Source organism: Bradyrhizobium shewense, from assembly GCF_900094605.1.
GTDB classification, from domain to species: Bacteria; Pseudomonadota; Alphaproteobacteria; order Rhizobiales; family Xanthobacteraceae; genus Bradyrhizobium; species Bradyrhizobium shewense.
Map to the genome: position 1 here is coordinate 98,913 of NZ_FMAI01000003.1, position 14,378 is coordinate 113,290.

Annotated in this window: 17 protein-coding genes; 13 read left to right on the plus strand and 4 right to left on the minus strand. The window is 65.9% G+C overall.

Going from position 1 to position 14,378, the window contains the following annotated elements; genetic code table 11:
• Positions 1 to 61 precede the first annotated feature (61 nt).
• Entirely contained in the window at positions 62 to 670 is a 609-nt protein-coding gene (locus GA0061098_RS07370; protein WP_091955618.1) for a hypothetical protein, read from the plus strand.
• A 3-nt stretch (positions 671 to 673) separates the two neighbouring features.
• On the opposite strand, the gene GA0061098_RS07375 is transcribed toward GA0061098_RS07370, so the two are convergent.
• The 3 genes from GA0061098_RS07375 to GA0061098_RS07385 are packed head-to-tail and all read right to left on the minus strand — an operon-like array spanning position 674 to position 3,252.
• Positions 674 to 1,372 (minus strand): DUF1045 domain-containing protein, encoded by a 699-nt coding sequence (locus GA0061098_RS07375; RefSeq protein ID WP_091955620.1) that lies wholly within the window; start codon positions 1,370 to 1,372, stop codon positions 674 to 676.
• 18 nt (positions 1,373 to 1,390) lie between these two features.
• Complete coding sequence (locus GA0061098_RS07380) at positions 1,391 to 2,584, minus strand: alpha-D-ribose 1-methylphosphonate 5-triphosphate diphosphatase (RefSeq protein ID WP_091955621.1); 1,194 nt, start codon at positions 2,582 to 2,584, stop codon at positions 1,391 to 1,393.
• Complete coding sequence (locus GA0061098_RS07385; RefSeq protein ID WP_165637211.1) at positions 2,581 to 3,252, minus strand: transferase hexapeptide repeat family protein; 672 nt, start codon at positions 3,250 to 3,252, stop codon at positions 2,581 to 2,583. Before GA0061098_RS07385 ends, GA0061098_RS07380 begins: the two co-directional genes overlap by 4 nt.
• A 173-nt stretch (positions 3,253 to 3,425) precedes the next feature.
• Here GA0061098_RS07385 and phnC point away from each other — a divergent pair, with 173 nt between their 5' ends.
• The 4 genes from phnC to phnE (GA0061098_RS07405) all read left to right on the plus strand — a co-directional run bounded on the left by phnC (position 3,426) and on the right by phnE (GA0061098_RS07405) (position 7,033).
• Positions 3,426 to 4,235: a phosphonate ABC transporter ATP-binding protein gene (gene phnC / locus GA0061098_RS07390; protein ID WP_091955623.1), complete on the plus strand. Its 810-nt coding sequence runs from the start codon at positions 3,426 to 3,428 to the stop codon at positions 4,233 to 4,235.
• A gap of 61 nt (positions 4,236 to 4,296) precedes the next feature.
• Positions 4,297 to 5,232, plus strand: coding sequence for a phosphonate ABC transporter substrate-binding protein (gene phnD / locus GA0061098_RS07395; RefSeq protein ID WP_091955625.1), 936 nt, complete (start codon positions 4,297 to 4,299; stop codon positions 5,230 to 5,232).
• A 71-nt stretch (positions 5,233 to 5,303) separates the two neighbouring features.
• Positions 5,304 to 6,188, plus strand: a complete 885-nt coding sequence (phnE, locus tag GA0061098_RS07400; RefSeq protein ID WP_091955628.1) for a phosphonate ABC transporter, permease protein PhnE — start codon at positions 5,304 to 5,306, stop codon at positions 6,186 to 6,188.
• The gene (phnE, locus tag GA0061098_RS07405; RefSeq protein ID WP_091955631.1) at positions 6,185 to 7,033 is read left to right on the plus strand and encodes a phosphonate ABC transporter, permease protein PhnE; all 849 of its coding nucleotides are present in this window, start codon (positions 6,185 to 6,187) and stop codon (positions 7,031 to 7,033) included. Before phnE (GA0061098_RS07400) ends, phnE (GA0061098_RS07405) begins: the two co-directional genes overlap by 4 nt.
• A gap of 127 nt (positions 7,034 to 7,160) precedes the next feature.
• Here the strand turns inward: phnE (GA0061098_RS07405) and phnF are convergent, their stop codons facing one another.
• Positions 7,161 to 7,889, minus strand: coding sequence for a phosphonate metabolism transcriptional regulator PhnF (gene phnF, locus GA0061098_RS07410; RefSeq protein ID WP_091955634.1), 729 nt, complete (start codon positions 7,887 to 7,889; stop codon positions 7,161 to 7,163).
• Positions 7,890 to 8,008: 119 nt separating this feature from the next.
• Here phnF and phnG point away from each other — a divergent pair, with 119 nt between their 5' ends.
• Genes phnG through phnN form a run of 8 tightly spaced genes read left to right on the plus strand, consistent with a single transcriptional unit; the run spans position 8,009 to position 14,360 of the window.
• Positions 8,009 to 8,473, plus strand: coding sequence for a phosphonate C-P lyase system protein PhnG (gene phnG / locus GA0061098_RS07415; RefSeq protein ID WP_165637212.1), 465 nt, complete (start codon positions 8,009 to 8,011; stop codon positions 8,471 to 8,473).
• Between the two features lie 4 nt (positions 8,474 to 8,477).
• On the plus strand, positions 8,478 to 9,086 hold the full coding sequence (gene phnH, locus GA0061098_RS07420) for a phosphonate C-P lyase system protein PhnH (protein ID WP_165637213.1): 609 nt from the start codon (positions 8,478 to 8,480) through the stop codon (positions 9,084 to 9,086).
• A gap of 4 nt (positions 9,087 to 9,090) precedes the next feature.
• A complete protein-coding gene (locus tag GA0061098_RS07425; protein WP_091955643.1) occupies positions 9,091 to 10,194 on the plus strand; it encodes a carbon-phosphorus lyase complex subunit in 1,104 nt (367 codons plus the stop codon).
• Positions 10,191 to 11,087 (plus strand): alpha-D-ribose 1-methylphosphonate 5-phosphate C-P-lyase PhnJ, encoded by an 897-nt coding sequence (locus GA0061098_RS07430; protein ID WP_091955646.1) that lies wholly within the window; start codon positions 10,191 to 10,193, stop codon positions 11,085 to 11,087. The genes GA0061098_RS07425 and GA0061098_RS07430 overlap by 4 nt, the downstream gene beginning before the upstream one ends.
• Positions 11,080 to 11,877 (plus strand): phosphonate C-P lyase system protein PhnK, encoded by a 798-nt coding sequence (phnK, locus tag GA0061098_RS07435; protein ID WP_091955649.1) that lies wholly within the window; start codon positions 11,080 to 11,082, stop codon positions 11,875 to 11,877. The genes GA0061098_RS07430 and phnK overlap by 8 nt, the downstream gene beginning before the upstream one ends.
• 22 nt (positions 11,878 to 11,899) lie before the next feature.
• Positions 11,900 to 12,598, plus strand: a complete 699-nt coding sequence (gene phnL, locus GA0061098_RS07440; protein WP_165637214.1) for a phosphonate C-P lyase system protein PhnL — start codon at positions 11,900 to 11,902, stop codon at positions 12,596 to 12,598.
• Between the two features lie 11 nt (positions 12,599 to 12,609).
• The gene (locus GA0061098_RS07445) at positions 12,610 to 13,767 is read left to right on the plus strand and encodes an alpha-D-ribose 1-methylphosphonate 5-triphosphate diphosphatase (protein ID WP_091955655.1); all 1,158 of its coding nucleotides are present in this window, start codon (positions 12,610 to 12,612) and stop codon (positions 13,765 to 13,767) included.
• On the plus strand, positions 13,764 to 14,360 hold the full coding sequence (gene phnN, locus GA0061098_RS07450) for a phosphonate metabolism protein/1,5-bisphosphokinase (PRPP-forming) PhnN (RefSeq protein WP_091955658.1): 597 nt from the start codon (positions 13,764 to 13,766) through the stop codon (positions 14,358 to 14,360). Before GA0061098_RS07445 ends, phnN begins: the two co-directional genes overlap by 4 nt.
• Positions 14,361 to 14,378: the final 18 nt, after the last annotated feature.

The window sequence follows — 14,378 nt, forward strand, 5'->3', positions numbered from 1 at the left end:
GCTTGGCTGGCTGTGGCTCGCTCTTGTCGCGAGCGGCCTCTATCACGGAGTCAATCCGGGGATGGGATGGCCGCTCGCCGTTTCGGCCGGGCTCATGGACAAGAGCCCATCCGCACTCTTCCGTGCGCTGTGGGCCCTGTCGGCCGGGCATCTCCTGGCAACATTTCTCGTGCTGCTGCCGTTCGCGTTCCTGCTCGTGCTGGTCGAGTGGCAGCGTTCGATCCAGATTGGCGCGAGCCTTCTCGTCATCGGCTTCGGCGTTTATCGCCTGATCGCGCGGCGTCATCCCCGTGGGCTGGCACGAATTCCGCCGACGCAATTGGCGCTCTGGTCGTTTGCCGTCGCCATTGCTCACGGCGCCGCCTTGATGCTCGTGCCGATCTATCTCGGGCTCTGCCAGGCCTTCGAATTCGATGCCGGCCATGAGGCGGCGGGCGCGTTGATGAAGACAAGTCTTTTTAAGACAAGTCTTGGGATGGCGGTGCTCGTGTCCCTGGTGCACGTCGCCGCCATGGTCGGCGCCGGCGGATGTCTGGCGTGGCTGGTCTACCGCCATCTGGGATTGAAGTTCGTCTCGCGAAGCTGGTTCAATCTGGATGCCGTCTGGGCGACCAGCCTCGTTTTGGTTGGGGCGGTGGCGCTCGCCTTGAATCTTGCGAGCTGGCGCTGAGGTCTATCGCGCCAGAGGCCACTCGTCGACGATGTGGAATCTTGCCGACGCATCATCCTGCCGAAATAGCGCGATGCGGTCGATCGCCAGCGTCTCGATCCCCAGCGCCGCAAACCGCGTCCGCAGCATCTCCAGGATCGGCCCGCGCCGCTCGGCATCCAGCCGCCCGGTCAGAGTCATGTGGAAGCGGAATTCTTCCATCACGTAAGGATAGCCCCAGCGGTCAAGATAGTCGCGCTGCCGCTCGTTCAGCTTCTCGGGTTTGCGCCGCGCGCGGTCCTCCGCCGACAGCGCGGCGCGGAAGGAATCGAAATCGCGGACGCAATCGGCGGCGAGCTGCTGGAGCGCCTCGACCGGCTCGGCCGGAATGACGGCGATGAAGCCGCTGAGGGAATCGACCACCGGCAGGATCACAGGAAGTGGCCGCGGCCTGCCGGCGAATGCGGCGCAGGCGGCCATCAGTTCCGCTTCGGACCTACCCGGCGCGAGCGCCATCGGCGCCTTCAGCGTGGCGTGAAAGCCGTATTTGCGGGGATCGGTGCTGACATTGCGCCAGTCCGGCGCGACATGCAGCGCATCATGCGGGAACGGCAATTCGTTGCCGGTGCAGGCATCGTAGCCGAGCAACTCGGCGCCGAAGCGGGACAGCGCGCTGTCGCTGCCTGCGGCAAAATAAATCGCGTAGCGGGGAAAACCTGTCATCGGCTCAACATAACCAATTTATGCCGCGACGACAGCCTCGCGCGGCGTCGCCACAGCAGTGAGCAGCCGGGTCGCATCGGTGAGGTGCACGAGCTTTCCGCCTGATATCACCGCGATCAGCCGCGGCCGCAGCTTCACGCTGTCGTCGACCAGCAGAATGTCGGCGCGGCGTCCTTCCGCAAGCACGCCGCGGTCGGCAAGGCCGGTCGCGCGGGCAGGCCCGGCCGAGACCAGGCTCCAGGCTTCCGTCAGCGGCAGCACGCCATCGGCGGCGAGGCGGAACGCGGCGAGCAGTTGCGCGGGATAATAATAGTCGGACGCCAGCACCGAGCAGAGCCCCTTAGCGATCATGTCGGAGGCCCTGGTCCAGCCGGTGTGGCTGCCGCCGCGCACGACGTTCGGCGCGCCGTAGACGATGGCATCGCCGTGGCTTGCTGCCGCCCGTGCCGTCTCCTCGTTGATCGGAAACTCCGCGATGTCAGCGCCGAGCTCGCGAAACTCCTGGCGCATCCCCGGCGTCGCATCGTCGTGCGAGAGCATCCGCACCTGGGCCGCGCGCGCCGCGGCGGCCAGCCGCGCAACTGAAGCCGGCACCTCGTCGGCGCGCGAGACCACGCGTTCGACCAGCCGATCGAATTCCCCAGCTGAAAGCCCCGTGCGCTCGACCATACGGTTGCGCTTGCGCGGCTTGGCCATGTCGGCGACCGTGCCGTCCATGTGGTCGTTGAAAGCGAACAGGTCGACCCGGCCTTCGTTGAGCCACTCGCTGATCTCGGCCTCGGCGTCGAGATTGTAGGTTTCGTGCCGCAGGTGGAAGCGGGTGTCGGCGGCAAATTGCGGACGCTGCCGCTCGATGGCCTCCATCAGGCCGCGCGCATTGTCGGCACTGCGCAGGCCCGGCTCCCACGAGCAGGTCGTGGCGTGAAACACCGTGGTGATGCCGTTGCTGATCGCCTGGCGATCGCTGTCGGCGAGCGCGACGTCGATCGGGAAGTCGACGCCGGCGCGCGGCATCATCTGCCGCTCGAAGGCATCGCCATGCAGATCGACGATGCCGGGGAGCACCAGCAGGTTGCGTGAATCGATTATCAGCCGCGCCCGGCCCCGTGAGGCATCGACCTGCGCGATGTCCTGTCCCGACACCGCCAATGACGTTTCGACGAGTTCGGTGCCGATCAGGGCCCGGCCGCCTTCGAGGAAAATGTCTGTCACGCGACCGCGTTTCGTTTGCTGGTAAAGGATCTGGTCAGGGGAGTCGCCCGTGCTTCGTATGTCGCGAGAAAATCTTCAATCCCGAGCTTGCGGAAATCGGGCAGCGCGTCGCGCAATTTGTCGTGATCCCAGTCCCACCAGGCGAGCCGCGCGAGCCTTCCGGCGATCTCTTCCGAAAACCGCCGCCGCACGATGCGGGCCGGATTGCCGGCGACGATGGTGTAGGCCGGCACGTCCTTGGTGACGATGGCGCCGGCCGCGATCACCGCGCCGGTGCCGATATTGCGGCCCGGCAGCACGATCGCGCCGTGGCCGATCCAGACGTCGTGGCCGATATGGACGTGATGCTGGCGCCTCCAGTCGAAGAACTCGGCGTCGTCGCTCTCGCCCTCGAAGTAGGCGCTGGAGCGATAGGTGAAATGCGCCTGGGTCGCGCGGTGCATCGGATGATTGCCGGGATTGATGCGCGTCATCGCCGCGATCGAGCAGAACTTTCCGATGGTGGTGTAGGTGATCTGGGAATCGTTCACGACATAGGAGTAATCGCCCATCGCGACGTCGTGCAGGATGGTGCGCGCGCCGACCTCGGTATAGGCGCCCAGCCTGGTCTCGTGCAGCTTGGCCGAGGGGTCGATGGTCGGCTGGACCGAGAGAATCTTGACGGCCATGTTGCATCCGAAGCGGGAGGGCGGGCGTTCCTCTTCGGGCGGCTTGATGACGATGTCATGACACGGCGATGACAGGGGATGAGGTGTGTAGGATCGCCGCACTGGAACGGCTGTGTCACACAAGTGTCAAGCGCGGGCGTTAGCGGTTGGCTCCAGCTAATCTGGAGTCCTGCATGCTGGTGTTGGAAGGTCTGACGTGTCGCTTCGGCGCGAAAGCCGCAGTGGACGACGCTTCGTTTCAAGTCTCCCCCGGCGGCTTCGTCGGTGTGATCGGACGGTCCGGCGCCGGCAAGTCGACGCTGCTGCGAACCATCAATCGTCTCGCGACGCCGACGCAGGGCCGCATCCTGTTCGACGGCATCGACGTCACCGCGCTGCGCGGCAAGGAGCTGCGGCAGTGGCGGGCGCGGTCGGCCATGATCTTCCAGCAATTCAACCTGGTCGGCCGGCTCGATGTCCTCACCAACGTCCTGATGGGACGCCTTGCGACGATGCCGGCCTGGCGCTCGCTGTCGCAAGTGTGGCCCGAGCAGGACAAGGCGCTGGCGATGTCCGCGCTCGAACAGTTCGACATCGCATCGCTCGCCGCCCAGCGTGCCGACCAGCTCTCCGGCGGCCAGCAGCAGCGCGTCGCGATCGCGCGTGCGCTGGTGCAGCAGCCCGACATCATCCTCGCCGACGAGCCGATCGCATCTCTCGATCCGCGCAACACCAAGATCGTGATGGATGCGCTGCTGCGCATCAACAAGCATTTCGGCATCACCGTGCTCTGCAATCTGCATTCGCTCGATCTCGCCCGCAGCTATTGCGACCGCCTGATCGGCATGGCGGCGGGGCGCGTCGTGTTCGACGGCGCACCGGCCGCACTGACCGACCACGTCGCGCGCGAGCTTTACGATCTCGAAGCCGCCGACGTCATGGGCGCCATGCCTGTCCCGTCGCCCGAGGGCGTGCCGGCGCTCGGAACGGCCGCGGCGGCCTGAAGCGCCACCTGTTTTGCTGTCAGTTTTGCGTCAACCGACCCCAACCGATGAAGAGGGTATCATGATCACTCGCAGATTAATTCTCGCCGGCGCCGCCGCGCTCGCGTTCACGGCCTCCGCCTCCGCCGACGATTGGAAGGCGAAATATCCCGAGCTGACCTTTGCGGTCGTCCCGGCCGAGAACGCCTCCGGCGTCACCGAGCGCTGGGCGCCTTTCGTGAACTATCTCTCCAAGGAACTGGGCGTGAAGGTCACTCTGCGCATCGCCAACGACTACGCCGCCGTCATCGAGGGCCAGCGCGCCGGCAACATCCACATCGCCAGCTACGGCTCGGCCTCGTTCGCCCGCGCCCGCCTGACCGGCGTCAAGTCCGACGCCTTCGCCAACGACATCAACGCCGACGGCTCGACCGGCTATTACTCGGTGTTCTTCGTCAAGGCGAGCAGCGCCTACAAGAGCGTCGACCAGCTCAAGGGCAAGAACCTCGGCCTCGTCGATCCGAACTCGACCTCCGGCAACAATGTGCCGCGCTTCGAGCTGGACAAGATGGGCATCCCCGATGCCGACGGCTATTTCGGCAAGGTCGTCTTCACCGGCAGTCACGAGAACGCGATGCTGGCGCTGTCGCAGGGCACGGTCGACGTTGCCGCCAACCAATGGACCAGCGACGACGATTCCACGCTGGCGCAGATGTTGACCAAGGGCATGCTGAAGAATGCCGACGGCTCGGCGATGAAGAAGGACGACTTCCGTATCATCCATAAGTCGGCGCCGATCATCAACGGCCCCTATGCCTACAATTCCGACCTGCCGGAAGACGCCAAGGCCGCTATCGCCAAGGCGTTCTTCGACGCGCCGGCCAAGGACAAGGCCGCGTTCGACCGCCTCTCCGACGGCCAGAAGAAGGGCTTTCATCCCGCCACCACCAAGGATTGGGATGGCACGATCGAGCTGATCAAGTTCGTCGATGCGCTGCGTAAAAAGAAGGCGTCCTGATCTCAGGGCGATGTAACTGGAGCCGGGTCCATGGACCCGGCTCTTTCTTTGACGGAGCTTATCTCAGGCCGATGACAACAGCGGTTTCGATCCTCCCCGAGCAGCAGCTTGCCGTGCTCAACGCCGCCTATCGCCAGGCGGTCGGGCGCAGGCGGCTCCGCCTGCTGTTGGGGATCGCGGTCTTCGCCGCCGCGCTGGTTCTCGCGGGAATCGGCGCGGAAGTGAATCTGCGCACGCTGTTCACTTATTTCGGCAATTTCGTCAGCTATTTTGACCGCATCCTCACGCTCGACAACGGCCAGCGCGTCTGGACCGATGTCGGCGAGTGGCTCTGGGGCTGGCGCAAATGGCTGAAGATGCTCGGCGAGACGCTGCTGATCTCCTATGTCGGCACGCTGATCGGCGCGACCTTGGCATTTTGCCTGAACTTCTTCGCCGCTGAAAACACGTCGCCCGCACCCTGGCTGCGCTTCGTCGTCCGGCGCCTGCTCGAATTCGCCCGCACCGTTCCCGGCATCGTCTTCGCGCTGATCTTCGTGATCGCCTTCGGACTCGGACCGATGGCGGGCGTGCTCGCGATCGCGATCCACTCCACCGGCGCGCTCGGAAAGCTGTTCTCGGAAATCGTCGAGAACGCCGACATGAAGCCGGTCGAAGGCATTCGCTCGACCGGCGCGAGCTGGCTGTCCTGCATGCGGTTCGCCGTCGTGCCGCAGGTGACCGCGGGCTATGCCAGCTACGCGCTGCTGCGCTTCGAGATCAATGTTCGTGAAGCCTCCGTGATGGGCTTCGTCGGGGCCGGCGGCATCGGCCAGGAGCTCGTCGTGGCGATCCGCAAATTCTACTATTCGGACGTCAGCGCGATCCTGCTCACCATCATCGTCACCGTGTTCATCATCGACATCAGCACCGGCTGGCTGCGCGGCCGCCTGTTCGGCAAGGAGGCGCGGACGTGACGAGGCGGCAAGCGGTCGACACGCGAGAGCTTCGTGCGCGCTATCCCGATGTGTTCGACCGGCCAGCCTCGGCGCGGCTTGCCACACCGGCGATGATCGTCCCGGCGTTCGCGATCCTCATTTACGGCCTGGTCGATCTCGACTTCTCGCCGTCGCGCTTCTTCGCAGGCCTCAGCCAGCTCGGCTGGATCACCTTGATGATGATCCCGCCTGACCCCGGATCGTCACTGCCGATCTATCTGAAGGCGCTCGGCGAGACGCTGTCGATCGCGCTGCTCGGCACGACGCTGGCGGCGGTATTCGCGCTTCCGGTCAGCCTGCTCGCGGCGCGCAACGTGGTGCCGTCGAAGCTGTTGCGCTTTCCCGTCCGCCGCGTCCTGGATTCGATCCGCGGCGTCGACACGCTGATCTGGGCGCTGGTGTGGATCAACGTCGTCGGGCTTGGCCCGTTCGCCGGCGTGCTCGCCATTGCGGTGTCGGATTTCGGCGCCTTCGGAAAGCTGTTCTCGGAGGCGATCGAGGGCGCCGATCAGAAGCAGGTCGAGGGTATCCGCGCCTCCGGCGGCAGCCCGCTGCACGAGATCCGCTTTGGCCTGTTGCCGCAGGTTCTGCCCGTGATCGCCGGCCAAGTGCTCTATTTCATCGAATCCAACACGCGCTCGGCCACCATCATCGGCATCGTCGGCGCCGGCGGCATCGGCCTCCAGCTCGCCGAGCAGATCCGCGTGCTGGAATGGCAGAAGGTGTCGTTCCTGATCCTGATGATCCTGGTCGCGGTCGCCGCGATCGATTTCATCTCGGGCAAGCTGCGCTTTGCGATCATTGGGCGAAGGGCTGTCGCCTGATCAGAGGTGCCGCAGGGTGGGCAAAGCGCAGCGTGCCCACCATTTTTAACAATCGAGAAAGATCGTGGGCACGGCGCGAAGTGCGCCTTTGCCCACCCTACGGCTCCGGTTTCTTGGAGAGAGCCCCTTACGACTCCACCAGAAACTCCACGCGCTCCGCCGCAAAGCGCGAATGCTTGGTCACCAGCGGCCTGCCCTGCAGATCGTGGTCGGTCGCATCGACCACGAGGATCGGCCGTCCCAGCGCCAGATCGAGCCGGGCCGCGTCGGTGGCGTCGACGATGCCGGCGGTGATCCGGGTCGCGCCGCGGCGATAGTCGCGGACGCCGTAATATTCCAGCAGCTTCGTCATCGAGCGCGTCGCTGCGAACACGGCGCCGGCACCCGGAAACAATTCCGCCGACAGCCAGGTGGTGGAGACGCAGATCGGCGTGCGGTCGGCAAGGCGAATCGCCTCGATCCGCACCAGCGGCGCGCCGGCCTTCAAGCCGAGCTCGCGTGCCAGCTCACGGGTCGCGACATCGTCCGTCGCCTCGATCAACTGCCCGCGCGGCTCGCGGCCGCCGGCGCCGACGATCTCGGAGAAGCGGGTGCGCGAGCGCAAGGGATAGGCGAGCTTCTGCGCTTCGACATAAGTTCCGCTGCCGCGCTCGGCGCGCACGAGGCCGCGCTCGGCAAGGGCCGCCAGCGCGCGCCGCACGGTGTGGCGGTTCACCCGATAGGTTTCGGCGATCTCCATCTCGCCCGGCAATTTGTCGCCGGCCGCGAAACGGCCGTCGGCGATGCCGCGCTCGATGCCGTCGGCAACGAGGCGCCATAGCGCGACGCCGGACGACGCAGTGTCTTGCATGGTCATATCGCCGGCCAGCCTAGCCCAGAAATCACAGCTTTGTCACGAAACAGTCATGGCGCTCCCGTATGAAGTTGTCTATTATCATAGACAACTTCGATGCGGCAAGTTCTGTCAAAGGTTCGGTGGATCAGGTGACCCAGCACAACAACCAGCAAGCCCAGCGCCAGGCCGCCATGGCCGTGCTGGCGCACGCGGAGGCGGGCGAGATCGCCGCCCGCCTCCGCAACTTGGCTGTCCCGGCCCATCAGGATTTGCGCGCGCCCGAAAACGGCCTCGTCATGCTGCGCGGCCGGGTCGGTGGCGACGGCGCGCCGTTCAATCTCGGTGAAGCCACGGTGTCGCGCGCCGCGGTCCGGCTGGCGAGCGGCGAGGTCGGCTTCGGCTACACGCTCGGGCGCGACGGTGAGAAGGCGCGGCTGATCGCGCTGTGCGATGCGCTGGTGCAGTCGAGGGATTTCGGCGGAGCGGTGGAGCGGGACGTTATCGCCCCGTTGCGTGAGCAGCTTATGGCTGGCCGCGCGCAGGCAGCGGCCGAGACCGCCGCGACGAAGGTTGATTTCTACACCATGGTGCGCGGTGAGGGGTGAGATCATGACCACGATTGCGGAACTGCCGCCGGGCTTCGCCGACAAGGTGCTGTCGGCGCAATCGACCTTTCGCTCGGTCATGGACGCGATGGCGCGGCCCGGGTCGGTCCAGCGCATCGTGCCGGGCGCGGGGACGCCCGACAGGATGATGCGCGGCACGGCCGCGATCGCGCTGACGCTGTTCGACCACGACACGCCGCTCTGGCTCGACGCGCGGATGTCGGAGAGCCCGGACGTGGTGAAATGGCTGAAGTTCCACACCGGCGCGCCGGTGGTGCAGGATTCCTCCATCGCGAGTTTTGCGCTGATCAGTGACGGCGGTGCGCTGCCGCCGCTCGAACGCTTCGCGCTCGGGACCAGCGAATATCCGGATCGGTCCACCACGGTGATCTTCCAGGTCGATAGCCTCGACGCAGGGCGCAGTTTCGAGCTGCGTGGCCCCGGCATCGACGGCGTCGCCATGCTCAATGCCGCGATCAGACCTTTCGATTTGTTCGAGCGTCTGCGTGTCAACGAGGCGCTGTTTCCGCGCGGCACCGATGTGGTGCTGGTCGCCGATGACGCCGTGGTCGCGATCCCTCGCACCACGCGTATCGTGAGCAAGGGAAGCTAGAAGCATGTATGTCGCAGTCAAAGGCGGCGAACGCGCCATCGAGAACGCCCATCGCCTGCTCGCAGACAAGCGACGCGGCGACCGAGCCGTTCCGGAGGTCACGCTCGACCAGATCTCGGAACAGCTTGGGCTCGCCGTCGACCGCGTCATGAGCGAAGGCTCGCTCTATGACCGCGAGCTCGCGGCGCTCGCGATCAAGCAGGCGCGCGGCGACCTGATCGAGGCGATCTTCCTGGTTCGCGCCTTCCGCGCCACGATGCCGCGTTTCGGCGCGAGCGAGCCGGTCGACACCGGCGCGATGCGCGTGCAGCGGCGGGTGTCCTCGACCTTCAAGGATATTCCGGGCGGCCAGATCCTCGGGCCGACCTTCGACTACACCCATCGCCTGCTCGATCCTGCGCTCGCCGAAGGCTTCGTGCCGGAGGCGCCGGCAACGGCGGAAGCGTCCACGGCGCCGACCCCGCGCGTGACCGACATTCTCGGCCGCGACGGGCTGATCGAATCCTCACCGCAGGCCGAGGACGGCGCCAGCGTCGGCGATCTCACCCGCGAGCCGCTGAATTTTCCAGCGGACCGTGATTTGCGCCTGCAAAACCTCGCGCGCGGCGACGAAGGTTTCCTGCTGGCGATGGGCTATTCGACCCAGCGCGGCTATGGCCGCAACCATCCTTTCGCCGGCGAGATTCGCTTCGGCGAGGTCGAGGTGGAATTTTCGGCGGAAGACGTCGGCTTCGCCGTGCCGCTCGGCTCGATTGAGCTCACCGAGTGCCAGATGGTCAACCAGTTCAAGGGCTCCGCGACCGAAGCGCCATGCTTCACCCGCGGCTATGGCCTCGCCTTCGGCCAGAGCGAGCGCAAGACCATGTCGATGGCCCTGGTCGACCGCGCGCTGCGCGCCCGCGAGCTCGGCGAGGAGGCACTCGCCCCCGCGCAAGATGAAGAATTCGTGATGTCGCATTCGGACAACGTCCAGGCCACCGGCTTCGTCGAGCATCTGAAGCTGCCGCATTATGTCGACTTCCAGTCCGAGCTCGGCCTGCTCCGCAAGCTGCGCAAGGAGTTCACTGACGCCCAGGCGCCTGACGCCATGAAGGAGGCCGCGGAATGAACGCGCCTGCCTACAACTTCGCCTATCTCGACGAGCAGACCAAGCGGATGATCCGCCGCGCGATCCTGAAGGCGATCGCTATTCCCGGCTATCAGGTGCCGTTCGCCAGCCGCGAGATGCCGATGCCCTATGGCTGGGGCACCGGTGGCGTGCAGGTCACCGCTGCAATCCTCGGTCCCGCCGACGTGCTGAAGGTGATCGATCAAGGCTCCGACGACACCACCAATGCGATCTCGATCCGCAAATTCTTCGCCAAGACCGCCGGCGTCGCCACGACCACGGCGACTGAGGATGCGACCGTGATCCAGACCCGCCACCGCATCCCCGAGGCGACGCTGCATGCAGACCAGGTGCTGGTCTATCAGGTGCCGATCCCGGAGCCGTTGCGTTTCCTCGAGCCGCGCGAGACCGAGACGCGGCGCATGCATGCGCTCGCCGAATACGGCCTGATGCATGTGAAACTCTATGAGGACATCGCCCGCTTCGGTCACATCGCCACCGCCTATGCCTATCCGGTCAAGGTCAACGCGCGTTACGTGATGGATCCGTCGCCGACGCCGAAATTCGACAATCCCAAGATGGACAATTGCCCGGCGTTGCAGCTGTTCGGCGCCGGCCGCGAGAAGCGCATCTATGCGATCCCGCCTTACACGAAAGTGGTGTCGCTCGATTTCGAGGATCACCCGTTCGAGCCCTATCGCTTCAACGCGCCCTGCGCGCTGTGCGGCGCGGAGAATTCCTATCTCGACGAGATCGTCACCGACGACAAGGGCGGACGGATGTTTGTGTGCTCGGACACCGACTATTGCGAGAGCCGCCAGGCCGCCGGCCATCACGGCAGCCTCAGCGCCGCGCCGTACAAGGAGAAGGCGCAAGGAGGCACCAATGGTTGACCAGGCCGCGCTCGAAAACGACCAGCCGCTGCTGGTCGCGACCTCCCTCAGCAAATCCTTCGGCCGCATCGCCGCCTGCCGCGACGTCTCCTTCTCGCTCTATCCCGGCGAGGTGCTGGCGATCGTCGGCGAATCAGGTTCGGGCAAGTCGACGCTGCTGCAACTGCTGTCGGGCCAGCTCGCGGCCAGCGGCGGCCATGTGTCCTATCGGATGCGCGACGGTGTCGCCCGCGATCTCGCCTCGCTCGGCGAAGCCGAGCGGCGCTTCCTGTACCGCACCGACTGGGGTTTTGTGCATCAGGATCCCGCCCAGGGCCTGCGCATGGCGGTCTCGGCCGGCGCCAATGTCGGCGAGCGGCTGATGGCGGTGGGCTGGAATCACTATGGCCGCATCCGCGAGACCGCGTCCGACTGGCTGACCCGTGTCGAGATCGACACCGCCCGCATCGACGATGCGCCGCGCACCTATTCCGGCGGCATGCGCCAGCGGCTCCAGATCGCGCGCAATCTCGTTACCGAGCCGCGGCTGGTGTTCATGGACGAGCCGACCGGTGGCCTCGACGTGTCGGTGCAGGCGCGCCTGCTCGACCTCCTGCGCAGCCTCGTCGCCGAGCTGAACCTCGCCGTCATCATCGTCACCCACGACCTCGCCGTCGCGCGGCTCTTGTCGCACCGCGTGATGGTGATGAAGGGCGGCCGCGTCATCGAAGCCGGCCTCACCGACCAGGTCCTCGACGATCCCCGCGAGCCCTATACGCAACTCCTCGTCTCCTCGATCCTGCCGCCATGAACCTTTCAATATGAGTTTTCCAATGACCGCCATGATCGACGTCACCGATGCCAATAAGACCTTCACCATGCACCTGCAGGGAGGCATCGAATTGCCTGTCGTCAGCGGCGTGACCTTCCAGGTCAACGCGAGCGAATGCGTCGTGCTGTCGGGACCATCAGGCGCCGGCAAGTCCTCGATCCTGAAAATGGTCTTCGGCAATTACCGTTGCGACTCCGGCCGCATCGGCATTCGCCACCGCGGCGCAGTGATTGATCTCGCCAGCGCCGAGCCGCGGCAGATCCTCAACGTCCGCCGCTCGACCATCGGCTATGTCAGCCAGTTCCTGCGCGCGGTGCCGCGCGTGGCCACCATCGACGTCGTCGCCGAGCCGCTGATCGTGAACGGCATGCCACGCACTGATGCGCAGCAGCGCGCAGGTAACCTGCTGCGCCGCCTCAACATTCCCGAGCGGCTCTGGCAGCTTCCGCCCGCGACCTTCTCCGGCGGCGAGCAGCAGCGCGTCAACATCGCGCGCGGCTTCATCTCGGACCTGCCGATCCTGCTGCTGGACGAGCCGACCGCCTCGCTCGATGCCGCCAACCGTGCCGTCGTGGTCGAGCTGGTCGCCGAGAAGAAACGCCAGGGCGTCGCCATGGTCGCCATTGTCCATGACGACGAAATCCGTCATCTGATTGCCGACCGTATCGTCGACGTCACCAGCTTCGCCGCCGCGGCCTGAGGGACAGGGAAATGAACGTCAAGCCGAAGGACATTGTGATCGCCAACGCCAGGATCGTGCTGGCTGACCGGGTGATCGAGCAGGGCTGGCTCGCTCTTGCCGACGGGCGCATCGCCGAGATCGGCGATGGTAGGGCGCCTGCGGGTGCCGAGGATGCCGGCGGCGATTTGATCATGCCGGGGCTGATCGAGCTGCACACCGACCATCTCGAAGCCCATTACGTGCCGCGGCCAAAGGTATTCTGGAATCCGGTTGCTGCCGTCATCTCCTACGACGGCCAACTCGCGACTTCGGGCATCACCACCGTGTTCGATTCGCTCCGGGTCTGGCGCGAGGACGGCGCCGAGGAGGTCGACGGCCGCGCCGGCGTGCTCGCCGCCGCGATCACGACCGCGCGCGACGCCAGCCTGCTGCGCGCCGATCACTTCCTGCATCTGCGCTGCGAGATCCCGATGCCGAGCGTGGTCGAGGAAGCCAGGGAGCTGATCGACCGTCCCGACGTCAAGCTGATGTCGCTGATGGACCACACGCCCGGCCAGCGTCAGTTCCGCGACGAGGTCAAGCTGCGCGACTATTACCGCGGCAAGGGCGGCGGCAAGACCGATGCCGAGCTCGACGAGCTGTTCGCAAAGCGCTTCGAGTATCAGAAGCTCTATGCCGCGACCAACATGCGCGAGATCGTGGCGTTGGCGCATGGCCACAATATTCCGCTTGCGAGCCACGACGACACCACCGAGGAGAACGTCGCGGACGCCGTGCGCGATCGCGTCTCGGTGGCGGAGTTCCCGACCACGCTGGAGGCCGCGCGCGGCTTGCACGAAGCTGGCATCGACATCCTGATGGGAGCACCGAACGTCGTGCGCGGCGGCTCGCATTCGGGCAACATCGCCGCGGTCGATCTCGCCCGCGAAGGCCTGCTCGATATTTTGTCGTCGGACTACATTCCGTCGAGCCTCCTGATGGGGGCGCTGCAATTGCCCGAGCACGTGCCCGCGATCGGCCTTCCAGCGGCGATCCGCACCGTGACGAAGGCACCTGCCGAGGCGGTTGGCCTCACCGACCGCGGCGAGGTCGCGATCGGCAAGCGCGCCGACCTCATTCGCGTGCATGTCGCAGGCCACGTTCCCGTCGTCCGCAGCGTCTGGCGCGAAGGAAGCCGTGTCGCATGAGCGAGACCGTGACCACAGCGCATCATGAGGCGGGCGCGATCGGACCCGGACGGCTCGTGCTGGTGGTCGGTCCCAGTGGCGCGGGCAAGGACACGCTGCTGCGGCTGGCGCAGGCGGCCTGCGCTGACGATCACGACATTGTCTTCCCGCGCCGCATCGTGACGCGTGAATCCTCCGCCGACGAAGACAATGTCGCGCGCGGTCCCGACGAATTCCGCCACGCGTGCGAGCATGGCGATTTCGCCGTGCATTGGGACGCGCACGGGCATTCCTATGCGCTGCCGCTCGACATCAACGACGATATCCGCGCCGGCCGCACGGTCGTCGCCAACGTCTCGCGCACCGTGATCGGCGCGCTGCGCCAGACCTACGCTGACATCGTGGTGGTCGCGATCACGGCGCCGCCGGATGTGCTGGCCGCGCGGCTGGCTGCGCGCGCGCGACAAAGCGACGGCAACATCGCCGAGCGCCTCACCCGCAGCGTCGACGACAGGTCGGCGCAGGCGGACATCACCATCCTCAATGCTGGCAGCGCGGACTATCATGCCCGCCAGCTCGTGCGCGTGATCAGGAATGAGGGCTGGCACGATTAGCCAGTACAGCAAGGAGAA